At 71.9% G+C, this 24,300-nt stretch carries 17 protein-coding genes and 1 other RNA gene; 10 read left to right on the top strand and 8 right to left on the bottom strand.

Annotated features, from left to right (window positions below):
- The first annotated feature begins 35 nt into the window (after positions 1–35).
- Both FB462_RS11320 and FB462_RS11315 read left to right on the top strand, forming a co-directional pair.
- The gene (locus FB462_RS11320) at positions 36–1,775 is read left to right on the top strand and encodes a DUF8094 domain-containing protein (protein ID WP_141861973.1); all 1,740 of its coding nucleotides are present in this window, start codon (positions 36–38) and stop codon (positions 1,773–1,775) included.
- On the top strand, positions 1,772–2,770 hold the full coding sequence (locus FB462_RS11315) for a tetratricopeptide repeat protein (protein ID WP_141861971.1): 999 nt from the start codon (positions 1,772–1,774) through the stop codon (positions 2,768–2,770). The genes FB462_RS11320 and FB462_RS11315 overlap by 4 nt, the downstream gene beginning before the upstream one ends.
- A gap of 224 nt (positions 2,771–2,994) precedes the next feature.
- On the opposite strand, the gene glgB is transcribed toward FB462_RS11315, so the two are convergent.
- The 3 genes from glgB to FB462_RS11300 form a co-directional block, all read right to left on the bottom strand.
- Positions 2,995–5,589 (bottom strand): 1,4-alpha-glucan branching protein GlgB, encoded by a 2,595-nt coding sequence (glgB, locus tag FB462_RS11310; RefSeq protein WP_229666812.1) that lies wholly within the window; start codon positions 5,587–5,589, stop codon positions 2,995–2,997.
- Complete coding sequence (locus FB462_RS11305) at positions 5,586–7,586, bottom strand: alpha-1,4-glucan--maltose-1-phosphate maltosyltransferase (protein WP_204622584.1); 2,001 nt, start codon at positions 7,584–7,586, stop codon at positions 5,586–5,588. Before FB462_RS11305 ends, glgB begins: the two co-directional genes overlap by 4 nt.
- Before the next feature lie 235 nt (positions 7,587–7,821).
- On the bottom strand, positions 7,822–9,885 hold the full coding sequence (locus FB462_RS11300) for a glycogen debranching protein (RefSeq protein ID WP_141861969.1): 2,064 nt from the start codon (positions 9,883–9,885) through the stop codon (positions 7,822–7,824).
- A gap of 89 nt (positions 9,886–9,974) precedes the next feature.
- Between FB462_RS11300 and FB462_RS11295 the strand changes: the two genes are divergently transcribed.
- The gene (locus FB462_RS11295; protein WP_141861967.1) at positions 9,975–11,138 is read left to right on the top strand and encodes a cysteine desulfurase family protein; all 1,164 of its coding nucleotides are present in this window, start codon (positions 9,975–9,977) and stop codon (positions 11,136–11,138) included.
- 25 nt (positions 11,139–11,163) lie between these two features.
- Here FB462_RS11295 and FB462_RS11290 read toward each other — a convergent pair whose 3' ends face one another.
- The gene (locus FB462_RS11290; protein ID WP_114850061.1) at positions 11,164–11,526 is read right to left on the bottom strand and encodes a hypothetical protein; all 363 of its coding nucleotides are present in this window, start codon (positions 11,524–11,526) and stop codon (positions 11,164–11,166) included.
- Positions 11,527–11,625: 99 nt separating this feature from the next.
- Here FB462_RS11290 and prfB point away from each other — a divergent pair, with 99 nt between their 5' ends.
- The 7 genes from prfB to FB462_RS11255 all read left to right on the top strand — a co-directional run bounded on the left by prfB (position 11,626) and on the right by FB462_RS11255 (position 18,411).
- Positions 11,626–12,735, top strand: a complete 1,110-nt coding sequence (gene prfB / locus FB462_RS11285; RefSeq protein ID WP_141861965.1) for a peptide chain release factor 2 — start codon at positions 11,626–11,628, stop codon at positions 12,733–12,735.
- Between the two features lie 72 nt (positions 12,736–12,807).
- Complete coding sequence (gene ftsE, locus FB462_RS11280; protein ID WP_058740697.1) at positions 12,808–13,566, top strand: cell division ATP-binding protein FtsE; 759 nt, start codon at positions 12,808–12,810, stop codon at positions 13,564–13,566.
- Positions 13,563–14,477 (top strand): permease-like cell division protein FtsX, encoded by a 915-nt coding sequence (ftsX, locus tag FB462_RS11275; RefSeq protein ID WP_058740696.1) that lies wholly within the window; start codon positions 13,563–13,565, stop codon positions 14,475–14,477. The genes ftsE and ftsX overlap by 4 nt, the downstream gene beginning before the upstream one ends.
- Before the next feature lie 124 nt (positions 14,478–14,601).
- Positions 14,602–15,078, top strand: a complete 477-nt coding sequence (gene smpB / locus FB462_RS11270) for an SsrA-binding protein SmpB (protein WP_058740695.1) — start codon at positions 14,602–14,604, stop codon at positions 15,076–15,078.
- Between the two features lie 98 nt (positions 15,079–15,176).
- Positions 15,177–15,553: a transfer-messenger RNA gene (gene ssrA / locus FB462_RS11265) on the top strand.
- Positions 15,554–15,831: 278 nt separating this feature from the next.
- The gene (locus FB462_RS11260; protein ID WP_141861963.1) at positions 15,832–16,599 is read left to right on the top strand and encodes a hypothetical protein; all 768 of its coding nucleotides are present in this window, start codon (positions 15,832–15,834) and stop codon (positions 16,597–16,599) included.
- A 141-nt stretch (positions 16,600–16,740) separates the two neighbouring features.
- On the top strand, positions 16,741–18,411 hold the full coding sequence (locus tag FB462_RS11255) for an APC family permease (RefSeq protein ID WP_208738909.1): 1,671 nt from the start codon (positions 16,741–16,743) through the stop codon (positions 18,409–18,411).
- Here FB462_RS11255 and FB462_RS11250 read toward each other — a convergent pair.
- The 4 genes from FB462_RS11250 to glmS all read right to left on the bottom strand — a co-directional run bounded on the left by FB462_RS11250 (position 18,408) and on the right by glmS (position 23,948).
- The gene (locus tag FB462_RS11250) at positions 18,408–19,712 is read right to left on the bottom strand and encodes an LLM class flavin-dependent oxidoreductase (RefSeq protein ID WP_141861961.1); all 1,305 of its coding nucleotides are present in this window, start codon (positions 19,710–19,712) and stop codon (positions 18,408–18,410) included. The two genes, FB462_RS11255 and FB462_RS11250, sit on opposite strands and share 4 nt — an antisense overlap.
- A 1-nt stretch (position 19,713) precedes the next feature.
- Complete coding sequence (locus FB462_RS11245; RefSeq protein WP_141861959.1) at positions 19,714–21,081, bottom strand: O-acetylhomoserine aminocarboxypropyltransferase/cysteine synthase family protein; 1,368 nt, start codon at positions 21,079–21,081, stop codon at positions 19,714–19,716.
- A gap of 149 nt (positions 21,082–21,230) precedes the next feature.
- On the bottom strand, positions 21,231–21,941 hold the full coding sequence (locus FB462_RS11240) for a M50 family metallopeptidase (RefSeq protein WP_167510094.1): 711 nt from the start codon (positions 21,939–21,941) through the stop codon (positions 21,231–21,233).
- A 153-nt stretch (positions 21,942–22,094) separates the two neighbouring features.
- The gene (gene glmS / locus FB462_RS11235; protein ID WP_141861955.1) at positions 22,095–23,948 is read right to left on the bottom strand and encodes a glutamine--fructose-6-phosphate transaminase (isomerizing); all 1,854 of its coding nucleotides are present in this window, start codon (positions 23,946–23,948) and stop codon (positions 22,095–22,097) included.
- Between the last annotated feature and the right edge of the window lie 352 nt (positions 23,949–24,300).

The following is a 24,300-nucleotide window of genomic DNA, read 5'->3' as shown; positions in this document are numbered from 1 at the left end:
ACATCCCCCACCCCGGCGCGGTAGGGAGAAGATCCGTGCGATTCGTCCTGGCGATCGTCAGTTTCGTCATCGGTCTGCTGCTCGTCGGGCTCGCTGTCGGCCAGCGAACCGTCTTCGCGCCACCGTCCTCGCTCGTCGCGCAGTCGACCAGCAAGGCCTCCGCCCCGGTGACGGTCATCCCGGGGTCGACGCTCAACGCCAACCCCGGGTACCAACGCATCAACGTCTCCGGTTCCGGCGACGTCTTCGCCGCCTACGGCAAGACGAGCGACGTGCAGGCCTGGATCGGTGACGCGAAGCACACCACGCTCCGGTTCGACGCCGAGCAGGACCGCCTGGTCGGCAAGACGACCGGCAGTGCCTCGAGCGTCCCGGACCCGTCGGGCAGCGACCTCTGGTACCAGGAGTGGCCCGGCGCGGGGCAGTTCACCGTGCGGCTGCCGTCGGACGTGTCGCTCGTGGTCCTCGGCAACGGGAAGGACGCGGCACCCACGGACGTGTCCGTGACCTGGCCACGGGACACCGCGACCCCGTCGGTCGGCCCACTGCTCGTCGCGGGCGGCCTGTTCCTCGTCGGCGGCGTCGCGCTGCTCGTCTGGGCGTTCCTGCACCAGCGTCGGGGGCGCGGTCCGCGTCGTCGCAGCGGTGGGACGAGGCCGCCCAGGGTGCGCGCGTCGCGCCGGGCCGCCGCAGCGGGTGCCCAGGTGCCGAGCCGCGGTCGTCGTGGGCGCCGTCCGCTCATCGCCGTGCCGATCGTGCTCGTCGGCGCGCTCGGGCTCGCCGGCTGTTCGTCCGACTACTGGCCGCAGGGCGGTTCCGCGGACGTGACCGCCACGCCGACCGCATCGGCGACGGCGGGTGCCGAGCAGGACGAGCCGACGGCAGCGTCGAAGCAGCAGATCCAGAAGATCGTGCAGCGCGTCGCCGAGGTGGCACAGAAGGCCGACGAGGCCAAGGACGCGTCGCTCCTCGAGTCGCGCTTCACGGGTGCCGCGCTCGACTTCCGGAAGGCCAACTACGCCATCCGCGCGAAGGACGACAAGGCGGCGGCCCCGCCGGCGATCTCCGCGCAGCAGGTGTGCGTCGCGCTCCCGCAGCAGACGGACACCTGGCCGCGGACGGTGTTCGCGATCGTCGCCGAGGACTGCACCGCGAAGACCGCTCCGCAGGCGCTCACGATGGTCCAGGCGAGCGCACGCGACGAGTACAAGGTCGCGTACGACGTGTCGCTCGAGGCCGCGGCGCAGGTGCCGAGCCTCGCGCCGACGTCCCTCGGTGCCGCGCAGCTCGCCGGCAACACGAAGCTGCTCCGCATCGCGCCGGACGACATCGCGGCCGCCTACGGTGACGTGCTGTCGAAGGACAGCGAGAGCTCGTCGGCGTCGTTGTTCGAGTCCGACGGCGACGGCCTGCGGTCGACCATCGGCAAGGCGTACAAGGACAAGAAGTCCGAATCGCTGCCGGACACCGCCAAGATCGAGTACTCGTCCCAGGTCCCCGACGACAGCGCGATCGCCATCGCGACCGACGGTGCCGGTGCGCTCGTGTCCGCCGACCTGGACGAGATCGAGAAGGTCACGCCGACCGCAGCCGGTGCCGAGGTGAACACCGAGGGTGCCGTCAAGGCGCTGTCGGGCGTCGACTCCAGCACGAAGGGGATCAGCGCCACGTACAGCGTGCAGCTGCTCTTCTCCGTGCCGCCCGTCGGAAGTGATGACAAGGTGGTCCTGCTCGGGTTCACGCAGGGCCTGACCGCAGCGAGTGAGGTGCAATGACCAACGTCCCCCCGACCCCGTCCGGTCTCCGCGGAGCCGTCGACCTGTCGTCGCTCGTCGACCGGGCCCAGCGTCCGGCAGCCCCGGCCGCCCCCGCTCCGGGGGCACCGCAGGGCGCGACCGCGGGTGCAGCCCCGTCGACGACCGAGCTGGCCGTCCCGTCGCTCGTGCTCGACGTCACCGACCAGACGTTCCAGGACGTGCTCGAGCTGTCCTCGGTCGTCCCGGTGATCGTCGACATCTGGGCCGAGTGGTGCGGGCCGTGCAAGCAGCTCTCACCGATCCTCGAGCAGCTCACCGCCGAGTACGACGGTCGTGTCGTGCTCGCCAAGGTCGACGCGGACACCAACCCGCAGCTCGTCCAGGCGTTCCAGGCGCAGTCCATCCCGACCGTTGCGGCGGTCATCGGCGGGCGCCCGCTCGGGCTCTTCGTCGGGGCCCTGCCGGAGGCGCAGGTCCGCGACGTCTTCGAGCAGGTCGTCGCCGCTGCCGAGCAGAACGGCGTGACCGGGCGTGTGCGCGTCGACGGCCAGTCCGGAGACGTCGCCGCGGAGCCGCGGGGCGAACCCGAGCCGGAGCCGCTGCCTCCGCACCACCAGGCCGCCTACGACGCGATCGAGCGCGGTGACTACGCCGCCGCCGTGCAGGAGTACAAGACCGCGATCGCGCAGGACCCGAACGACCAGATGGCCGTCGCCGGTCTCGCGCAGGTGTCGCTGCTCGACCGGCTCTCCGGCCGCACAGCGGACGAGGTCCGGACCGCCGCTGCCGCTGCGCCCCAGGACCTCGAGGCGCAGCTCGCCGTGGCCGACCTGGACGTCAGCGGCGGGCACGTCGAGGACGCCTTCGGGCGCCTGCTCGACCTCGTCCCCACCGTGTTCGGTGCGGAGCGCGAGGCCCTGCGTGTCCGACTCGTGGAGTACTTCGAGCTCATCGGCGTCGACGACCCGCGGGTCGTCGTGGCGCGGCGTCGGCTCGCGAACGCGCTGTACTAGCGCGCGGTCCTCGCGCGACGTCGCCGAGACGCCGCCGATCCGCCGAGACGCCGCCGGATCCGGCGGCGTCTCGGCGTTCCGGGACCGTCTCGCTGCTGCGGGACCGTCTCGCTGCTGCGGGACCATCTGGTGGGGCCGGTGCCGTCGCGCGGGTGCGCACCACATGACGGACGGGAGGCGCGGTGCCAGCCGGCACCGCGCCTCCCGTCCGTCAGGGGGTCGCGTCAGCGAGCCAGGCGCAACCAGACCGCTCCGAGCGGTGGCACCACGAAGTGTGCCGAGGCGGGGCGGCCCGCCCACGGGGTCTCGTCCGCGGTGACCGAGCCGAGGTTGCCGACCCCGGATCCGCCGTACTCGACGGCGTCGGTGTTGAGCACCTCGTCCCACTGGCCGGCCGACGGCAGGCCGAAGCGCCGCTCCACGGGCACGCCCGAGAAGTTCACGAACACGGCCAGTCGGTCGTCGCCGTCCTTGCGCAGGAACCCGAGTGTGGAGTGCGGGGCGTCGCCGCCCTCGATCCACTCGAAGCCCTCGGGCGAGGAGTCGTGCGTCCACAGCGCCGGCGTGTCCTTGTACACGCGGTTGAGCGAGGCGACGAGGTCCTGGACGCCGAGGTGCCCCGGGTCGTCGAGGAGCCACCAGTCGAGCCCGCGGGCCTCGGACCACTCGGACGGCTGCGCGAACTCCTGGCCCATGAAGAGCAGCTGTTTGCCGGGGTGCGCCCACATGTAGGCCAGGTAGGCGCGGACGTTCGCGAGCTTCTGCCACTCGTCGCCGGGCATCTTGCCGAAGAGCGACCCCTTGCCGTGCACGACCTCGTCGTGGCTGATCGGCAGCGTGAACTGCTCGCTGAACGCGTACACGAGCGAGAACGTGATCTCGTCGTGGTGGTAGCTGCGGTGGACCGGCTCGCGCTCGATGTACTCGAGGGAGTCGTGCATCCACCCCATGTTCCACTTCTGGCCGAACCCGAGCCCGCCGGCGCTCGTCGGCTGGGTCACCCCCGGCCACGAGGTGCTCTCCTCGGCGATCATGACGATGCCGGGGTAGCGCTTGTACGCCGTGGCGTTCGTCTCCTGCAGGAAGGAGATCGCCTCGAGGTTCTCGCGGCCCCCGTGCACGTTCGGCAGCCACTCGGTACGGGAGTAGTCGAGGTACAGCATCGACGCGACGGCGTCCACGCGCAGACCGTCGATGTGGAACTCCTCGAGCCAGTACAGCGCGTTCGCGACCAGGAAGTTCCGCACCTGCGGCTGCCCGAAGTCGAACACGTAGGTGCCCCAGTCGAGCTGCTCGCCGCGTCGGGGATCGGGGTGCTCGAACAGGGCGTACCCGTCGAACTTCGCCAGCGCCCACTCGTCCTTGGGGAAGTGGCCGGGGACCCAGTCCATGATCACGCCGATGCCCGCGGAGTGCAGGCGGTCGATCAGGTAGCGGAGGTCGTCCGGCGTACCGAACCGGGCGGTTGGGGCGTAGTAGCCGGTGACCTGGTACCCCCACGAGCCGCCGAACGGGTGCTCGGCGAGGGGGAGGAACTCGACGTGCGTGAACCCGAGGTGCTGCACGTGCCCGATCAGCTGGTCGGCGACCTCGCGGTAGGACAGCCCCGGACGCCAGGAGCCGAGGTGCACCTCGTAGACGCTCATCGGGGCGTCGTGCGTGGTGCTCTGCGCGCGGCGTTCCATCCAGGCGGTGTCGCCCTCGGACCACGTGTAGTCGGACGCGGTGATCACGGAGGCGGTCGCCGGCGGCACCTCGGTCCGACGGGCGAAGGGGTCTGCCCGCTCGACCCAGCCGGAGTCGGTCAGGATCTGGAACTTGTACCGCTGCCCGACCAGGGCGCCCGGCCAGAAGAGCTCCCACACGCCGAGGTCGCCGAGGCGGCGCATCGCGGTGGTGCGACCCTCCCAGCCCTCGAAGTCGCCGATCACGCGGACGGCCGTGGCACGGGGCGCCCAGACCGTGAAGGCCACGCCGTCGACGCCGTCGACCGTGGCGACGTGGGCGCCGAGGTGGTGCCACAGCTGCTCGTCGCGACCCTCGCCGAACAGGTGGAGGTCGAGCTCACCGATGGTCGGCGCGAAGCGGTATGCGTCGTCCGTGGTCCAGGTCGCGTCGTCGGCGTCCGTGGACTCGTCGAAGTCGTAGTCGGCCTCGACCCGGTAGCGACCGAGGGTGCCGGGCGTCGCGCCGACCCACATGCCGTCGCCCTCGTGGGTGAGTTCGACGTCGTCGCCGTCAGGGCGGACGATGCGGACCGACGACGCGAGGTGTCGGACGACCCGGACGCTCGTCCCACCGTCGACCGGGTGCGGCCCGAGCACGTCGTGCGGGCGGGACCAGCGGCCCTCGGCGACCTGCTGTCGAAGCCAGTCCTCGACCGGGGCGGGCCGCGGTCCGTCGGGCGACGGCGCTCCGGAGTCGGTGCTCGGGGTCGGCGCGGTGCTCGTCGTCGTGGTGGTGCTCGCCGCTGTCGGCTCCTGGGACCCGGACGGAGCGGTGGCCTGTCCGCCGAGCGTCGCGGACTCGGGAACGCCGCGGTCCGGAGCTTCGGGGGAGACCTCGGGTGCCCCGGGGAGGTCCTCACCCGGAGCGGACACCCGCGGTTCGTAGCGCGGCTCGTCCGCACCGCTCGGTGCGAGAGCGGTCGGCGTCGCCGAGGGACGACGCACGGGCGGCGGGGGCGGCGGCACCGGCGGGACGCTCGGGCCCTGTCCGCGGTCGGTGGCGGGAGTCGGCGCCGGGCTGTCAGGAGCGCTGGCGGAGTTCGGCTGGTCGGCACCCATCGGCGGGGTCCCCTTCGGGTCACGGTCGGTCATCGGTGGGGTCCCTCCACGACGAGCAGGTGCACGGGCTCCTGGAACGCGTCCAGGCGGACGTAGTTCGACGAGCCCCACACCCAACGCTGGCCGGTCACGACGTCGCGGACGTCGAACGGCTGCTCGGTCGGCAGTCCCAGGGCGGCGAGGTCGAGGTGCACCGTCGTCTCGCGGGCGGAGTGCGGGTCGACGTTCGCCACGACGATCACCGTGTCGGCGCGGCCGGAACGGATGAACTCGCCGGGCAGGTGCTTCGAGTACACGACGATCGCCGGGTCCTCGGCCGCGTGCACGTGCAGGTTGCGCAGCTGCCGGAGCGCGGGGTGCGCCTGCCGGAACCGGTTGAGCATCGTGACGTACGGCGCCAGGCTCGCCCCCTCGGCCTCGGCCAGGGCGAAGTCACGGGGCTTGTACTCGTACTTCTCGTTGTCGATGTTCTCCTCGGAGCCCGGGCGGGCGACGTCCTCGAAGAGCTCGTACCCGGCGTACATGCCCCAGGTCGGCGCCCCCGTCGCGGCGAGCGCTGCGCGCACCTTGTAGCCGGCACGGCCGCCGAACTGCAGGTACTCGGTGAGGATGTCCGGCGTGTTCACGAAGAGGTTCGGGCGCAGGTAGGCGCTCGTCTCGTGGCTGAGCTCGGTGAAGTAGTCCTCGATCTCGTCCTTCGTGTTCCGCCAGGTGAAGTACGTGTAGGACTGCTGGAACCCGGCCTCGGCCAGGGCACGCATCATCGCCGGACGGGTGAACGCCTCGGCCAGGAACACGGTCTCGGGGTGCTCGTCGCGGACCTCGCGGATGACCCGCTCCCAGAACCACAGCGGCTTGGTGTGCGGGTTGTCGACGCGGAAGATCCGGACACCGAAGGCGATCCAGTGCCTGAGGACCCGGAGGACCTCGGTGACGATGCCCTCGGGGTCGGAGTCGAACTGGATCGGGTAGATGTCCTGGTAGCGCTTCGGGGGGTTCTCGGCCGTGGCGATCGACCCGTCGGCGCGGACCGTGAACCACTCCGGGTGCGCCTGCACCCAGGGGTGGTCGGGGGAGCACTGCAGGGCGAAGTCGAGCGCGACCTCCATCCCGGTGTTCTTCGCCGTCTCGACGAAGTCGCGGAAGTCGTCCTCGGTCCCCAGGTCCGGGTGGATCGCGTCGTGACCGCCCTCCGGCCCGCCGATCGCCCACGGGCTGCCGGGGTCGTTCGGACCAGGGGTCAGCGTGTTGTTCGGGCCCTTGCGTGCGGTGGTGCCGATCGGGTGGATCGGCGGCAGGTAGACGACGTCGAAGCCCATGCGGGCCACCGCGGGCAGACGTCGGGCCGCGGTGCGGAAGTCGCCGCTCTTCCACGACCCGTCGGGGTTCTTCTTCGCGCCCTCGCTCCGGGGGAAGAACTCGTACCAGGCGCCGACACCGGCGCGGGTGCGCTCGACGTCGAGCAGCTGGGTGGGGGAGTGCGTGCGGAGCGAGGTGAGCGGTGCGTCCTCGACCTCGCCGGTGATCCGCGGGTCGTCGACGGCTGCGAGTCGTTCGGCCGGGTCGAGCTCGGTGTCCCGGACCCGCTCGGCGGCGCGCGCGGCGGCGGTCGAGTCGGTCTCCGCTGCGAGCCGGTCGAGCAGCACCGCCCCGTCGAGGAGCGTGGCCTCGGTGTCCACCCCGGCGGCGATCTTCAGGCGTGCCCCGTGGATCCAGGTCGCCCAGTCGTCGGAGAACGACTCGACGTGCCACGTCCAGACGCCCGTGTGGTCGACCTGCACGGTCGCCTCGTACCGGTCGGTGCCGGCGCCCACCAAGGTCATCGGGACGGTGCGGGTGCCGCCGTCGGGGCGCTCCAGCACGAGGTCGGCGCCGATGACCCCGTGTCCCTCGCGGAAGACGGTCGCACCGAACGTGATCACCTCGCCGTCGAAGGCCTTCGACGGGAACCCGTTCGGGGTCGTCGGCGTGAGTCGGGTGATCGGGATGCGCCCGATCTTCGGTCGGCGGGGTCGGTCTGCAGTGGCCACGGAGCCGACGCTACCCGGCTGCGGGGCCAGCGTTCCCCGGAAGACGCGGCCTGTGCACGACCGGGCGCGCCGTGCGGCCTGTGGAGGAGGGCGGTGCCGTGCACCTTCCTGCCCATCGCAGCCGACGTGGGAAGCCCATCCGCGCATCGGGGGTCGGAAGGAACGGCCTCCGATGCGCGGATCGTCCTCCGACGCGCGGGACCGCCTTCGACGCGCGGATCGGCCCCGGGTCGCGCTACGCCACCTCGAACACGTGGATGCCCGGGCCGTACGCGGTGAAGACCTGCCCGGCCGGGCGGACCCGCTCGTGGTCCCGGTGCTTCTCGCTCGACCACGCCAGGCGGTACCCGACGACGTCGTCGCGGACCGGCAGCGTCAGGTCCCGCGTCCGCCCGCTGCCGTGCACGACGACGAGCACCCGGTCGGCCGGCTCGTGCACCGGGGTCGACTCGGCGAACCACTGCACCGCGCGGTGGATCGGCTGGTCCCACCCCTCCGGGGTCATCGCACCGCCGTCCGGCCCGTACCAGGACATCCGCGTCGCTCCCGGGGTCTCCTGGCCCTCGACGCCGTACCGGGTCGGGCGGAGCGCCGGGTGCGCGGCCCGGAGCCGGGCGAGCGCGGCGACCGCCTCGGTCATCGACTCGGCGTCCTCGTCGTCGGACCAGTCGACGGGCGTCAGGTCCTCGGACACGACGTACGCGTTGTTGTTGCCGTGCTGCGTGCGGCTCCGCTCGTCGCCGGCGGTGAGCATCGGGACGCCGGCGGACAGCATGAGCGTGCCGACGAGGTTCCGCATCGACCGACCCCGGGCGGCGCGCACCCCGCGGTCGGCGGTGTCGCCCTCGATCCCGTGGTTGAACGAGCGGTTGTCGTCCGACCCGTCGCGGTTCTCCTCGCCGTTCGCCTCGTTGTGCTTGCGGTCGTGCGAGACCAGGTCGAGCAGGGTGAAGCCGTCGTGAGCGGTGACGAAGTTCACGCTCGCCGTCGGACCGCGGTCCGGACCGAACAGCGCCCGAGACCCCGTCAGCGCCCCGGCGAGCGCTCCGATCCCCGCGGAGGGCGCACCGTTCCGCCGTTCCTCGGCGATGTCCGTCAGCCAGAACTGCCGCACGGTGTTCCGGAAGCCGTCGTTCCACTCGCTCGTCCGGGCACCGAACGCCCCGGTGCGCCACCCGTCCGGTCCGACGTCCCACGGCTCGGCGACGACGAGCACGTCCTGCAGGTCGGGGTGCCGGCGGATCCGGTCGAGCAGCGGGTGCGCCGCGTCGAAGACGTGGCGGTCGTCGCGGGCGAGCGCGGCCATCAGGTCGAACCGGAAGCCGTCGACCTGGACCTCGCGCGCCCAGTAGCGGAGGCTGTCGACGACGAGGTCGGCGGCGGCGTCCGTCGAGGTGTTCAGCGTGTTCCCGCACCCGGTCGTGTCGTAGTAGGCGTCGCCGTCCGGGGTCCACCGGTAGTGGGACGCGCCGTCGAGTCCGCGGAGCGACGAGGTGGGACCGCCCAGGCCCTCTTCTGCGGTGTGGTTGTAGACGACGTCGAGCACGACCTGGATCCCGGCCTCGTGCAGGAGCCGGACCATGCCCTTGAACTCCCGCAGGACCCCGGAGGCGCCGGCGGCCCGCGCCCCGGCGGAGGCGTGCGCGGCGTGCGGGGCGAAGAAGCCGAGGGAGTTGTACCCCCACGCGTTCTCCCGCCCGGCGTCGCGGAGCCACGCCTCGGAGTCGAACGCGTGCACGGGCAGCAGCTCGATCGTCGTGACGCCGATGCGGTGCAGGTGCGCGATCGTGCTCGGGTGGGCCACGCCCGCGTACGTCCCGCGCAGGTGCTCGGGCACGTGCGGGTTCGCCGCGGTCAGCGTGCGGACGTTCGCCTCGTACACGACGGCCCGGTCGAGCGGTACGACCGGCTTCACCACGCCGCCCCAGTCGAACGCGTCGTCGACGACCTCGCTCGTCCAGCGCGCAGAGCCGGAGCCGCCGCCGGAGCCGGCGTCGGCACGCACGATCCCGCGGGCGTACGGGTCGAGCAGCGGTCGCGACGCGTCGAACCCGTGCCGCGGCCCGTCCGGTCCGTCCACGAGCAGGTGGTAGCGGTCGCCCGGTCGGACGTCGGGTGTGGCGGCCGCCCAGCGGTCCGTCCCCGTGACCGGCTCGAGCGCGTACCACGTCGGCTGCGCGTCACCGGGGCGCTGCACGACCAGGGTCACGGCGGTCGCGTCCGTGGAACGGACCGAGAACCGCGGCTCGCCGTCGCCGAGGCGGAAGCCGGGGGTCTCGTCGATCGCGGTCTCCTGCATGCCACCCAGGGTACGAGAGGCCGCGCGTATCCTGGACACGCTCGACCGGGGGCCACCGCGCGCCCCGCCGCCCACGTCCAGGAAGTCCCGTGCCCGTCTACCTCGACCACGCCGCGACGACGCCGATGCTGCCCGCAGCGCTCGCCGCGTACACCGACGCGCTCGGCACCGTCGGGAACCCGTCGTCGATCCACAGCGCCGGACAGCGCGCGAAGATGCTGCTCGAGGACGGCCGCGCCGCCGTCGCGGCGTCGCTCGACGCCGAGCCGGTCGAGGTCGTCTTCACCTCCGGCGGCACCGAGAGCATCAACCTCGCCGTGAAGGGCCTGTACTGGGTCCGCCAGCAGGACCGCCCACGGCCGCGGATCGTCGTCCCGGCGGGGGAGCACCACGCGACGGTCGACACCGTCGAGTGGCTCGAGCGCCACGAGGGAGCGGTCGTCGACGTGGTCCCGTTGGACGCGCAGGGTCGCGTCGACCTCGCCGGCCTGGAGGCGCGACTCGCGGACGCCACGGACGTCGCCCTGGTCACGTTCCTGTGGGCGAACAACGAGGTCGGTACCCTGCAGCCGGTGCGTCGCATCGTGGAGACCGCGCACGCCGCGGGCGTGCCGGTGCACAGCGACGCCGTCGCCGCGTACGGGCAGGTGCCGGTCTCGTTCCGGGACTCCGGGCTCGACGCGCTGAGCGTGTCGGCACACAAGATCGGCGGACCGGTCGGCATCGGTGCGCTCGTCCTCGGACGCCGTGCCTCGGTCGAGCCCCTGATCCACGGCGGCGGCCAGCAACGGCAGGTTCGGAGCGGCACCCAGGACGCGTCGGCCGCGGTCGCGTTCGGCGTCGCCGCGTCCACCGCACACACGGACCTCTCGCCCCTGCGGGACCGGCTCGTGGCCGGTGTGCAGCGGGCCGTCCCGTCCGCGCGGTTGATGGGTGACCCGGTCGACCGGCTGCCGGGCAACGCGCACTTCACGTTCCCGGGCTGCGAGGGCGACTCGCTGCTGTTCCTGCTCGACGCCGCCGGGGTCGCGGTGTCCACCGGTTCGGCGTGCCAGGCCGGCGTGCCGGAGGCCTCGCACGTGCTGCTCGCGATGGGGTTGTCCGAGGAGGACGCCCGCGGCGCGCTCCGCATCACGCTCGGGCACACCTCGACGCAGGCCGACGTCGACGCGTTCCTCGCCGCACTGCCGGACGCGGTCGCCCGGGCCGGTGCCGCGGGGATGGCCGCACGCACGCCCGTGCTCGGCCGCTGAGACCCGTCGACGCTGCTTCCGGCGGTCAGGCCGGTTCGTCGACGAGCGCGACGAACCGGGTGCCCACCCCGTGCACGGCGTACCGGGCGTGTCCCGGTGCGGGTGCCGGCGCGTCCTCGGGGTCGTGCCGGTCGCACACGAGCAGCGTCCACTCCGGCCACCACTTCTTCGGCCGGGCCGTCTCGGTGTCCCCGCAGATCGAGCAGGTGAGGTCCGTCCAGACCTTCCTGGCCCCCGTCCGGTTCGCCCGCGACTGCACGAGCCAGGCGGGCGGGTCCGACTCGATCGCCGACAGCTCCGCCTCGGAGAGGTGGGCGGGGAGCCCGTGCCGGCTCGCCATCTCCAGGGGGATGTCGAGCCGGACGGCGGCGTCGCGTCGTGAGACCATCCGACCAGGGTAGGCGGCGTCGGACGCGACCGGCGTGGCGGCGGTGGGGCGTGCCTCCCGGTCGGCGGCCCCGGACGCACGCCGGTAGGATCGGTGACCATGGTCGAACTGGACTTCTCCGAGCAGCTCTCCGCCCTCCGCGAGACGTTCGGCAACATCCGCTCGGTGGTCGACGTCGACCGCCTGCAGCGTGAGATCGCCGAACTCAGTGAGCAGGCGGGTGCCCAGGACCTCTGGGACGACGTCGAGCACGCGCAGCAGGTGACGAGCGCGCTCTCGCACCGGCAGGCCGAGCTGCGGAAGATCACCGACACGCAAGCGCGCATCGACGACCTCGAGGTCCTCGTCGAGATGGCGAACGAGGCCGACGACCAGGAGTCCGCGGACGAGGCCGCCGCCGAGCTCAAGGCCATCCAGAAGACGATGAGCGACCTCGAGGTGCAGACGCTCCTCGACGGCGAGTACGACGACCGCCCCGCGGTGATCACGATCCGTGCGGGGGCCGGCGGAGTCGACGCGGCGGACTTCGCCGAGATGCTCCTCCGGATGTACCTGCGCTACGCAGAGCAGCACGGGTACAAGACCACCGTGATGGACACCTCCTACGCGGAGGAGGCGGGCATCAAGTCCGCCACGTTCGAGGTCGACGCGCCGCACGCGTTCGGCACCCTGTCGGTCGAGGCCGGCACGCACCGCCTGGTCCGGATGTCGCCGTTCGGCGCCGCGGGCAAGCGCCAGACGTCCTTCGCGGCCGTCGAGGTCATCCCGCTCATGCCGGAGACCGCGGTCATCGACATCCCAGAGAACGACATCCGCGTCGACGTCTTCCGGTCCTCGGGCCCCGGTGGGCAGTCGGTCAACACGACCGACTCCGCCGTCCGCCTGACCCACATCCCGACCGGTACCGTCGTCTCGATGCAGAACGAGAAGTCGCAGATCCAGAACCGTGCGGCGGCCATGCGCGTGCTGCAGTCGCGCCTGCTCCTGCTGAAGCAGGAAGAGGAGAACGCGAAGAAGAAGGAGCTGGCGGGGAACATCACCGCGAGCTGGGGCGACCAGATCCGCTCGTACGTCCTCGCGCCGTACCAGATGGTCAAGGACCTGCGGACCGAGCACGAGGTGAACAACCCCTCAGCCGTGTTCGACGGTGACCTGGACGGCTTCATCAACGCGGGCATCCGCTGGCGCAAGCAGGGCGACGAGGACTGAGGTCCGCCGCGGCGGACCTGAGCCGCGCGCCTCGGTGGATTTCCGGACCGGGCGACCTACCCTGATCCGGTCATGATCAAATTCGACCACGTCACCAAGGTCTACTCGGGCAACCCGAGTCCGGCGCTCGACGACGTCTCCCTCGAGATCCTCAAGGGCGAGTTCGTCTTCCTCGTCGGTGCCTCCGGCTCCGGCAAGTCGAGCTTCCTGCGTCTCGTCCTCAAGGAGGAGAAGCCCTCCCGGGGGCAGATCCACGTGCTCGGGCAACGCCTGGGCGCCCTGTCGTCGCGCAAGGTCCCCTACTTCCGTCGCAACCTCGGCGTGGTGTTCCAGGACTTCCGCCTGCTGCCGAACAAGAACGTCTTCGACAACGTCGCGTTCTCGCTGCAGGTGATCGGCAAGAGCAAGGGCTTCATCAGCGAGGCCGTCACCGACGTGCTCAAGCTCGTCGGGCTCGCCGGCAAGGCGACGCGCATGCCGCACGAGCTCTCCGGTGGTGAGCAGCAGCGTGTCGCGATCGCCCGCGCGGTCGTGAACAAGCCCGCGGTCCTGCTCGCCGACGAACCGACGGGCAACCTCGACCCGACGACCTCGGCCGGCATCATGGCGCTCCTCGAACGCATCAACCAGGGAGGCACCACCGTGCTCATGGCGACGCACGACGCCAGCATCGTGAACCAGATGCAGCGCCGGGTGATCGAGCTCTCCAACGGCACGATCCTCCGCGACGAGCAGTCCGGCGGGTATCAGACGCAGGCGATCCCCGTGCAGCGCGGCGCCGGCGTCTCGAACACCACCGGCATCCAGACGATCCCGGGGCTCATCCGATGAGGCTCGGGCTGGTCATGTCCGAGGTCGGGTCCGGTCTCCGCCGGAACGTCTCGATGGTGGTGTCCGTCGTCCTCGTGACCTTCATCTCGCTGACCTTCGTCGGCACGGCGATCCTGCTCCAGATGCAGATCAACCAGATGAAGGGCTACTGGTACGACCGGGCCCAGGTCGCGGTGTACCTCTGCACGGACACCGACACCACGGGCAACTGCACCGGGGCGAAGGTCACGGACGAGCAGCGGCAGCAGGTCGAGGCGCAGCTCGACTCGTCGACCCTCAAGCCGTACATCGAGAAGACGTACTTCGAGGACCAGGCGCAGGCGTACGACCGGTTCAAGCAGCAGTTCAAGGACTCGCCGGCGACCGAGTTCGTCAAGCCGGAGTACCTCAACGAGACCATCTGGGTGAACCTGAAGAACCCGTCGCAGGCCGACGTGCTCCAGGAGAGCCTGTCGAAGGTCGCCGGTGTGCAGAGCGTCGTCGACCAGCGCGGCTACCTGCAGCCGATCTTCAACCTGCTGAACGCCTCGTCGTACACGGCGATCGGCATCGCGTCGCTCATGCTCGTCGCCGCCGTCCTGCTCATCGCCACCACGATCCGGCTCTCCGCGTTCAGTCGACGGCGCGAGCTCGGCATCATGCGGCTGGTGGGAGCGTCGAACCGGTTCATCCAGACCCCGTTCGTGCTCGAGGGGGTCATCGCCGCGGCGATCGGCGCGGTCCTGTCGGGTGGCGCGATCCTGGCGGTTGTCTGGTTCTTCGTCCGGAACTACCTGTCCCAGCGGTTCCCGCAGACGTCCTTCATCGGCATGTCCGACGCCGCGGTCGTCGTACCGGCCGTGATCGTCGTGGGTGTGCTGCTCGCGGGCATCTCGGCGTCCATCGCGATCCGGCGGTACCTCCGGGTCTGATCGCCCACACGCCACGCGGGACGGGGTCGACGCGCCGGGAAGGTGCGCGGCCCCGTCGCTGTTCACTAGGCTGGAGGGCTGCGCCAGGACGGGCAGCAGGACCAGCACCTCGGAAGGGAACACCATGGCGAAGGAACGCGGCGAGAAGATCGTGGCGACGAACCGTCGCGCGCGCCACGACTACCTGATCGAGGACACGTACGAGGCCGGCATGGTCCTGTCCGGGACCGAGGTGAAGTCGCTCCGCGAGGGGCGGGCCTCGCTCGTCGACGGCTACGCCTTCATCGACGCCGGGGAAGCCTGGCTCGACGCCGTGCACATCCCCGAGTACACCGAGGGCACGTGGAACAACCACACGCCGAGGCGGAAGCGCAAGCTGCTCCTGCACAAGCAGCAGATCGTGAAGATCTCGCACAAGACGGCGCAGGGCGGCTACACGCTGGTCCCGCTGCAGATCTACTTCCACGACGGTCGCGCGAAGGTCGAGATCGCGGTCGCCAAGGGCAAGCGCGAGTTCGACAAGCGTCAGGCGCTTCGGGAGAAGACCGACAAGCGCGAGGCCGAGCGGGCGATGCGCTCGCGGAACCGCCTCGGCGAGTGACAGACCTCCCCTTCGTCGGCTAGACTGGGGGACCGCTCCGATCCGGAGCACTTGACAACTCCACAGCGCGACAGCGGCTCGCACGTTCCGGCCTGTACGGGGATGATCGGTTTCGACATTGCCTGTGTGCCGACGGGAAGCGGGCCGAGGACCCACGGTCATCTCGTGAACGATCCGTGGAAAACAACAAGTGCCAATTCCAAGCGCACTGACTTCGCTCTCGCTGCGTAAGCAGCCCAGCACATGAAGTCCGTCGGCCAGGTGACCGTCCCCTAACCTGATCCCGGCGTCATCCAGAGGACTTGCTGCACGGTTGCGCCTCAGGGCCGTGCGGGACTTGCACTGAGACTGGGCTCGTCGTTCTAGAAGCCGGTAGCAAAGGACGGAGCCGAGCAGAACGCCTCATCCGGATACGCCCGTAGAAGACGTCGAAGCGCAGCGATGGACGGGGGTTCGATTCCCCCCATCTCCACCGATCGCCGGACGTCGAGCCGCTGTCGCAGTGCTCCTCAAGGCTCAGTGCCCGTGAAGGGTCAGTGCCTGTGAAGGGTCGGTGCCTGTGAAGGGTCGGTGCCCGTGAAGGGTCGGTGCCCGTGAAGGGTCGGTGCCCGTGAAGGCGCTGGTGTTGTCTGAACGCCCCGTCGTCGTCCCCTGGACGATGCCGGGGCGTTCGCTGTTCCCGGGAGCGCTGGCGACTACTGTCCGGATCAGGTGCGGGAGGGACCCGGACCGGTGCACGAGAGGGTGTGTCGCGTGGTGCAGGAGATCGCGATCCGTGTCCGGCTGAGAGAGCAGGAGCGCGTGGGGTTGGCGGAGTACGAGCGGATCGTCGGGTCGGTGGCCTCGGTCGCGGCCGTCGTTGCGTGGCTGCCGACGCCGGAGTCTCGGCTGGTGCTCCGGGGTCGCGGCGCTGAGCCCGTGCGCCTCGAGACCCTGTCGTACGGGTCGGTGTTCGAGATGCTCGTCGTCCTGGACCAGCGGTCGCCCGCGGTCGAGCGTGCTGCGGCCGCGGTCGCCGCCCTGGTCGACGCCGTCCGGGACGAAGCCGTCGCCGACGACGCGGCCGGGGTGGCCGGGGAGCTCGACCGGCTCGACCGTGCGGCGCCGCGGGGTCGATCGGTCGTCGAGCGGAGCCTGCGCGCGTTCCTCGAGGGGGCACGGTCCGACGTGCTCGCACGGCGGACGACGACGCGGGTGCGTGCGGCCCAGGCGCTGCTCCGGCTCGCCGAGGACGGGGCGGAGATCATCGTCGAGCGGGTGGACGACGCGCTGGCGCCCGAGGTGACCGAGGCGCCGGTGGAGGGGCTCCCGGAGACCGGCGGGATCGTGGTGCTCGCTGATCCGGGGATGCCGTCGGACGACACCGAGCACGACGAGAAGCAGCCCGACAAGAAGAAGAAGGACGCCAAGAAGAAGAAGGACGCCAAGAAGAAGGACGGCAAGAAGAAGAAGGACGGCAAGAAGAAGTTCGACAAGAAGCAGGACAAGAAGAGCAAGAAGAGGAGCAGCAAGAAGCCTTGACCCGTCCAGCCGGAAGGCTGTGGGATTGTACAGTGCTCTTGTTTCCATCGTGTTAAACAATCCGCCACCGGGGCCCGCGCAGTGCCAGCATCGTGACGCGCGACTCCGTCCGATGGGGTCGCCCCGTCGAACGGAGCTGCAGTGGACACCACCACGACCCAGGCGCTGCCGGACTCCGGCCTGAAGCGCAACGTCGGATTCATCGGGCTCATCTGGGCCTCGACCGGGTCGATCATCGGCTCCGGGTGGCTGTTCGGGTCGCAGGAGGCCCTGAAGACCGCCGGCCCGGCCGCGATCATCTCGTGGGTGATCGGCGGGGTCGCCGTGCTGGTCCTCGCGCTCGTGCACGCCGAGCTCGGCGGCATGTTCCCGATCGCCGGCGGGACGGCCCGCTTCCCGCACATCGCGTTCGGCGGGGTCGCCGGCGCGTCGTTCGGGTGGTTCTCCTGGCTGCAGTCCGTGACGGTCGCCCCGATCGAGGTCGAGGCGATGATCAAGTACGCGCAGCACTGGCAGTTCGCCCACCCGTGGCTGCACACCGTCGTCGTCAACGGCCAGACGCAGCAGCTGCTGACCGGTGCGGGGATCGCCGTCGCGATCGTCCTGATGGCCGTCGTCACGGTGATCAACCTGCTGAGCGTCCGGATCCTGGCGAACACGAACTCCGCCGCGACCTGGTGGAAGGTCGCGATCCCGCTGCTGGTCATCATCGTGCTGGCCTTCAGCGGTTTCCACGGCGAGAACTTCACGGCGGCGGACGGCTTCCTGCCGCAGGGGGCGAAGGGCATCCTCGCAGCGGTGTCGACGTCGGGCATCATCTTCGCGTTCCTCGGCTTCGAGCAGGCGGACCAGCTCGCGGGCGAGGCGAAGAACCCGAAGCGCGACATCCCCCGCGCCGTCATCGGCTCCGTGGTCATCGGGCTGGTGATCTACCTCTTGCTCCAGGTCGTGTTCCTCGGCGCGCTGCAGTCCGGCGCGGTGCAGGGCTCGTGGGCGACCGCCGACTTCACGAAGTACACCGGTCCGTTCGCCGACATCGCGATGGCCGCGGGGCTGACCTGGCTCGCGGTGGTCATCTTCGTCGACGCGATCATCTCCCCGGCGGGCACCGGCCTGATCTACGTGACCGCCACGACGCGCATCTCGTACGGCCTGAGCCGCAACGGCTACTTCCCGAAGGCGTTCGAGTGGACGACGAAGGCCGGCGTGCCGTGGGTCGGACTCGTGACCGCGTTCGTCGTCGGCTGCGCGTGCTTCGCCCCGTTCCCGTCGTGGCAGGGGCTCGTCAGCCTCATCACGAGCGCGTCGGTGCTCATGTACGCCGGGGCGCCGCTCGCCCTCGGGGCGTTCCGGAAGCGCATCCCGGAGGTCGAGCGCCCCTACCGGATGCCGATCGCGTCGGTCCTGTCGCCGGTGGCTTTCATCATCGCCAACCTGATCATCCTGTGGACCGGGTGGGACACCGACTGGAAGCTCGGCGTCGCGATCCTCATCGGCGCGGTCGTCATCGTCCTGAACAACGTGTTCCGCGGTGCGACCAGCGTCCGCCCCCGGTGGGACTGGAAGGCGGCGCAGTGGCTGCTGCCGTACCTGGTCGGGATGGGACTCATCGTCTACTTCAGTGACTTCAACACCACCGCGCCGGTCGTGCTGTTCCCGCTGTGGGTGGACATCGTCGTCGTGGCCGTGTTCTCGCTCGTGGTCTACTTCTGGGCGATCGCCTCGGCGTCCCCGCGGGAGGAGATCCTCCGCACCGCCGCGGACGTCCGCGACGTCGAGGAGTCCAACGTCCTCGAGCCCGTCCGCCACTAGAAGTCGAACAGGTTCCCCCGCAGACCCCCGTCCCCGTACTCCCGCCGCAGCAGCCCGCGGCGTCGGAGCACGGGGACGAGGTCGCCCGTCATCCGGTACACCTGAGCCGGGTGCAGGTCGCCGGACAGGATGAACCCGTCGTTGTCGGCGTCGGCGCCGAGCTCCTCGGCGAAGTCCGCGAACTCCTCGGCCGTGCCGACGAACCCGTCCCGGGTGCGCAGCCGCCCGAGCCGTGCCTTCCGGGTCAGGAGCTCCCGCAGCGGCGCGTCCGGGGTGTCGCCGAGCAGGCCGCGGATCGTCCCGGCGGAGACGTGCTCGCCGAACGTCCCGGCGGGCACGGGCGCGTCGAGGTCGAGCACGGTCAGGTCCGTCTCCGAGTCGCTCGACCACGCCACGGCCGCGGCCAGCAGTGCCTCGTCGGTCGGGTGGGCGGACGCGTCGACGAGCCGGTCGGTCTCCTCCGCCGAGGCGACGAGGACCGGCTTCACCACGAACAGCACGCGCACGTCGTCGGCGCTCCGACCGGCGTCCGCCGCGGCGGCGAGCACGCGGGCGCGGTACTCCCGGACGGCGGCGGCCGACAGCGGCGCGAGGGCGAGCTGCACGTCCGAGTGCGTCCCGGCGAAGCCGAGCCCGCGTCCGGAGCCGCCGGGGGAGACCACGACCGGGTCCGTGTCGAGCGGCAGCGCGTTGAGCGGTCCGTCGGCGGTGAAGTACGCGCCCTCGTGGTGGAAGGCGTCGAGCGCGTCCCCGTCCGCGAAGTGCCAGTCGGAACGGGAACCGACGTACCCGTCGCCCCACGAGTGCCAGAGCCGCCGCAGCAGCGTGATCCACTCCTCGGCCCGGTCGTACGCGGCGTCGTGGGGGAGCGGCGCCGCGCCGACGTGGCGGGCACTCCCGGTGTCCGTGACGACGTTCAGGCCGAACCGGTCCGACGACAGGTGCGCGAGCGTGGCGGCCTGCCGGGCGGCCAGGTACGGCGGGGTGATCCCGGCGTTCACCGTCGGAGCGATGCCGATGTGCGACGTGGCGGCGAACAGGTACGGCGCCAGCAGCAGCGGGTCGTGCTTCGGGCCGCCGTAGGCCTGCCGGATCCGCAGGTCCAGGGTGGACGGGTTGCCGAGGGAGATCGCGTCCTCGGCGATCACCAGGTCCATCCCGGCCTGCTCGAGCGCGCGGACGGACTGCTGGTACAGGTCCGGCTTGGTCCAGTCGTGGCCCCAGTCCCAGTCCGCCCGCCCCCACGCCTGTGGGCCGAAGCCCCGCGAGAAGAAGTACCCGAAGTGCTGCAGGTCCACCATCTCAGGCCACCTGCGTCGCCGCACGGTCCGTGGCGGACGCGCCACGGGCCTCCCGGCCGGCCGTGGAGCCGACTGCCCTGCGGACCGCGGCGAACCCGCGCTCCAGGTCGCGGAGCAGGTCGGCGACGTCCTCGATCCCGACGGACAGGCGGACGAGGCCGTCGTCGATGCCCTGCGCGGCCCGCTCGGCGGGCGTCCGACCGGCGTGCGTCGTCGTGGCGGGGTGCAGGACGAGCGAGCGGACGTCGCCCAGGTGGGTCATCCGGCTGAACAGCTCGACGGCGTCGATGAAGGCCCGCGCCGCCGGCTCGCCGCCGGCGAGCGTGAAGGCGAAGACGGACCCGGCTCCGCGGGGCAGGTAGCGCTGGGCGAGGTCGTGGTACGGACTGGAGGCGAGGCCCGCGTGGTCGACGCTCGTCACCTCCGGCTGCTGGTCCAGCCAGGTGGCGACCGCCAGCGCGTTCGCGCAGTGGCGCTCGACGCGCAGGCTGAGGGTCTCGATGCCCTGGCGGAGCAGGAAGGCGTTGAACGGCGACGGTGTCGGACCGATGCGGGACGCGATGACGTCCCGCGCGTACACCACCCAGGCGCGCGGGCCGTGGACGTCGACGTAGCTGCGGCCGCCGAGGGCGTGCTCGGGCGTCGTCAGGTGCGTCCACCGCTCCGGGGCGGCGGACCAGTCGAACGTGCCGGCGTCCACGACGACCCCGCCGAGGCCGGACCCGTGGCCGGACAGGAACTTCGACGCCGAGTGCACGACGACGTCGGCGCCGTGCTCGACCGGACGGACGAGGTACGGCGTCGCGAGGGTGTTGTCGACCACGAGCGGGACCCCGGCGCGATGGGCGGTGGCGGCGACGCCGGTGATGTCGAGCACGTCGTTCTTCGGGTTCGGGATGGTCTCGGCGAAGAAGGCCTTCGTGTTCGGACGGACGGCCGCGGCCCACGCGTCGAGGTCGCGGGCGTCGGCGACGAAGTCCACCTCGATGCCGAGCCGGCCGAGGTTCTGCAGGAGCAGCCCGCGGGTGCCCTCGTAGATGCTCTGCGCGCTGACGACGTGGTCGCCGGTCTGCAGCAGACCGAGGAACGCGACCGTCACGGCCGCCTGGCCACTCGCGACGAGGATCGCCTCGGCGCCGCGCTCGAGCAGGGCGATGCGCCGTTCGACGTCGGCGTTCGTCGGGTTGCCGAGGCGCGTGTACGTGTAGCCGTCGTCGGTGCCGGCGAAGCGGTCGCGGGCCTGGTCGAAGTCCTCGAACAGGAAGCCGGAGGTCATGTGCACGGCGGGGACCCGGGCGCCGTGGTCGGCGTCGGGCCGGAACCCGCCGTGGACCTGTTCGGTGCTGAAGCCGTGGCCGTCGTGTGACATGGGGTCCCTCCGGGTGTGGGTCGTGCGGGTACTCTCGCACCCCGACGGCCGCCGTGGGGGCTGTGCGGCGCCCGGTTACGCCCGGGGACCGGGGCGTGCCGCAGCGGCGGTCCCGCGCCCACGTTGCCGGCGTGCTGCCGTGCCGCGCGTCAGAACAGGGCGCGGACGCCGGTGGCCAGGGTGTCCCACACGACGAGCAGCGGGTCGCGGGCCAGCCACACCGCGACGGCGTTCACGGCCACGAACAGCACGAACCACACCGCGGCGGGCAGGCGCATCTCGGCCGCTGCGATGTGGAAGTCCGTCTGCACGCGGGCTCCGGTCAGCAGCCACCGCGCGACGGCGGCCACCGAGCGGACCCCGTCCACGACGAACGCCGCCCCGACGCCGGCGACGACGAGCACCGTGGCCTCGGAGGGACGCAGCGCCACCGAGAGCGCGAGCGCGTCGAAGCCGACGACCACGAGCAGCCCGAACCAGTTCCGGACGAACGCCAGGGCGACGAGCCCCACCACGCCGAGCACCACGACCGGCAGCCACCGGGAGCCGTGCAGCACCCCGGCGAGCAGCAGCACACCCGCCCACACCGGCGCACTGTAGCCAGCGAACAGGTTCGCGATCCGGACCGCCCACCGCACTGCGGCGGGGACGCGGCCGAGTCGGACCCAGGCCTCGCCGGAGCCGTCCGGGTGCAGGTCGATCCGCTCGATGCGTCCGCCGAACGGCACGACCACGACGCAGTGCCCCACCTCGTGCACGATCGTCGCGGCGATCCGGGCGACGCGGCCGAGGAACGGCACGAAGGGCAGCAGGGCGCCGACCAGGACGGCGACGAAGACGAGCGGCGGGGCAGCGGTCACGGCGACCAGGATGACAGGGCGCACCTCGGACCCAGCCGGACGCGACCGACGCCCGGCCGGACGCTCAGCCGGGCAGGACGGCGACGAGCACCACGACCACCGTGACGAGGACGACGAGTGCGGCCGTGACGGCGACGGACACCGTCACCCGGTTCACCCGGGTGTGACGGGCCATGCGCCCCCCACCGCCCGCGCGGTGCCCCGCGGCTTGTCGACGTCACACCCCGCCTGCAGCGCGAGCTCCCGGGCGAGCATCTGCAGCGGGACGACCGCCTCGACCGGCCCCCACGGAGCGGTCCCGCGGCCCCAGGCGAGGTCCGCGGTCGCGTTCCGGGACGCCGTGAGCGCCGGGACGTCGGAGTCCGCGCCGCCGATGGTCACGACGAGCGCCCCGCGGGCCCGGACCTCGGCGACGTCCGCCCGGAGCCGGTGGTCGCCGTGGTCGACGACGACGACCGGGATGCCCTCGTCGACGAGGGCGAGCGGGCCGTGCTTGAGTTCGCCGGCGGGGTGCGCCTGGGCCCACCGGTAGCTCAGCTCCGTGGTCTTCAGGGCGCCCTCCGCCGCGTACGGCAGCCCGGGACCCCGGCCGAGGAACAGGAGGCCCGGGGCGTCCCGCACGGTCGCGGCGAGCAGCGGCACCCGGTCGGCGGCGACCGCCGCCGCGGCCGCCATCCGTCCGGGCAGCTCGGCGAGCTCGTCGACCAGCGCTGCCGCCCGGGTGGGGTCGAGCCGCCCGGAGGCGACGAGCGCCGAGACGACCGCGGTCACGCCGACGACCACCTGCGCGGTGAAGGTCTTCGTGGCGGTGACCCCGACCTCGGGACCCGCGTCGCAGTCGAGCACCGCGTCGGCACGGCGGGCGAGCGAGGAGTGCACGTCGTTCGTCAGCGCGAGGACCGGGTGGCGGTCCTCGAACCGTTCGAGCGCCCGGAGCACGTCGGCGGTCTCACCGGACCGGCTGATCGCCACGACGAGCGTGCCCGGTGCGAGGACCACCTGGTCGGACTCGCTCGCCGCGACGACGTCGGTCGGGACCCCTCCGAGTCGTCGGAGCACGCCCGCGACGACCTGCCCGGCGTGCAGCGACGTCCCGCACGCCACGACCGCCAACCGGTCGAACGCGGGTAGCCCGAGACCGGCCCAGGTGCTCCCGTCGACGGTCCGGCGGCCGACCCGGTCCAGGATCGTGGCGACGATCGCCGGCTGCTCGCCGATCTCCTTCGCCATGTGGTCCGCGTGGTCCCCGCGGTCCGGCGTGTCCGCGGCGAAGGGCGCCGGCGTCGGGAACGGCACGGGGACCGCCAGCCCACCGGACGACCACGACCACGCCTCACCGAGCTCGACGACGTCCCCGTCGCGCAGCGGCACGAACGTCTCGCACCACGGCGCGATCGCCCCGACATCGCTCGCCACGAAGTCCCCGCGGTCCGACCGGGCGACGACGAGCGGCGACCGGTGGGCCGCCGCGACCATCCGGCCGTCCCGGGCGTCCAGGACGACGACCGCCCAGGACCCCTCGAGCTGCGCCGCGGTCAGCTGCACCGCGAGCATGAGGTCAGGGTCGACGGTCAACGCCCGCTCGACCAGGTGCGCCACGACCTCGGAGTCGCCCTCGGAGCGGAACACGTGCCCCTGCGCCTCGAGCGAGCTCCGCAGGCGCCCGGCGTTCGCGATCGTGCCGTTGTGCACGATGCTGATCCGCCCGGAGCAGTCCGCGTGCGGGTGGGCGTTCCGCTCGCTCACCGCGCCGCGGGTCGCCCACCGGGTGTGCGCGATCCCCGCACCGGTCGCCGCGCTGGCCACGGGGACCGTCGCCGCGTGCTCGGCCACGCGCGCCCGCAGGTCGCCGACGCGGGACACGGAGCGGACCGTCTCGATCGTCCCGGCCGCCGTCCGCACCGCCACGCCCACCGAGTCGTACCCCCGGTACTCGAGCCGCTCGAGACCGTCGAGCAGGTAGGGGGTGGCGTCGTCGGTGACACGGGCCGCGATGATGCCGCACATCTGGTGTCCGATCGGTGGGACTGCTGGGGGAGTTCGGCACCGACCGCCGTCGGGTCTGCCGCGCATCCGGGTCCGCCGGCCGGACCGCCGCCCGCCCCCGGATCAGGCGGGGGCGGACGACGGCGTTCGTGGCCGACGGTTCGGGTACCGGACGAGGGTCCGCGGACGGGTCCCCACCAGGGGACACGACGGTCGGTGCAGGAGCAGCCTCCACCGCGGCGGTGGCCCGGGCAACGGCCGCCCGCCCCTCTTGCGGTTCCCCGCCGCCGCGGTGCGTCGCGGCGACGGCCGTGCGGTCTCCCGCAACCGGACCCGGCGGTCACCAGGGTGGGACGACGACGGACGGGAGGCC

Origin of the sequence: Curtobacterium citreum (assembly GCF_006715175.1) — a bacterium.
GTDB classification, from domain to species: domain Bacteria; phylum Actinomycetota; class Actinomycetes; order Actinomycetales; family Microbacteriaceae; genus Curtobacterium; species Curtobacterium citreum.
This window is presented reverse-complemented; position numbering and strand designations above follow the sequence as displayed.

Bases quoted from the DNA above. Each gene is read 5' to 3' on its own strand.
- FB462_RS11250 (WP_141861961.1), bottom strand. From the start codon at position 19,712: ATGGTGGACCTGCAGCACTTCGGGTACTTCTTCTCGCGGGGCTTCGGC.
- glmS (WP_141861955.1), bottom strand. From the start codon at position 23,948: ATGTGCGGCATCATCGCGGCCCGTGTCACCGACGACGCCACCCCCTAC.
- prfB (WP_141861965.1), top strand. From the start codon at position 11,626: ATGGTCGAACTGGACTTCTCCGAGCAGCTCTCCGCCCTCCGCGAGACG.
- ftsE (WP_058740697.1), top strand. From the start codon at position 12,808: ATGATCAAATTCGACCACGTCACCAAGGTCTACTCGGGCAACCCGAGT.
- glgB (WP_229666812.1), bottom strand. From the start codon at position 5,589: ATGACCGACCGTGACCCGAAGGGGACCCCGCCGATGGGTGCCGACCAG.
- FB462_RS11290 (WP_114850061.1), bottom strand. From the start codon at position 11,526: ATGGTCTCACGACGCGACGCCGCCGTCCGGCTCGACATCCCCCTGGAG.
- ftsX (WP_058740696.1), top strand. From the start codon at position 13,563: ATGAGGCTCGGGCTGGTCATGTCCGAGGTCGGGTCCGGTCTCCGCCGG.
- FB462_RS11245 (WP_141861959.1), bottom strand. From the start codon at position 21,081: ATGTCACACGACGGCCACGGCTTCAGCACCGAACAGGTCCACGGCGGG.
- smpB (WP_058740695.1), top strand. From the start codon at position 14,602: ATGGCGAAGGAACGCGGCGAGAAGATCGTGGCGACGAACCGTCGCGCG.
- FB462_RS11300 (WP_141861969.1), bottom strand. From the start codon at position 9,885: ATGCAGGAGACCGCGATCGACGAGACCCCCGGCTTCCGCCTCGGCGAC.
- FB462_RS11315 (WP_141861971.1), top strand. From the start codon at position 1,772: ATGACCAACGTCCCCCCGACCCCGTCCGGTCTCCGCGGAGCCGTCGAC.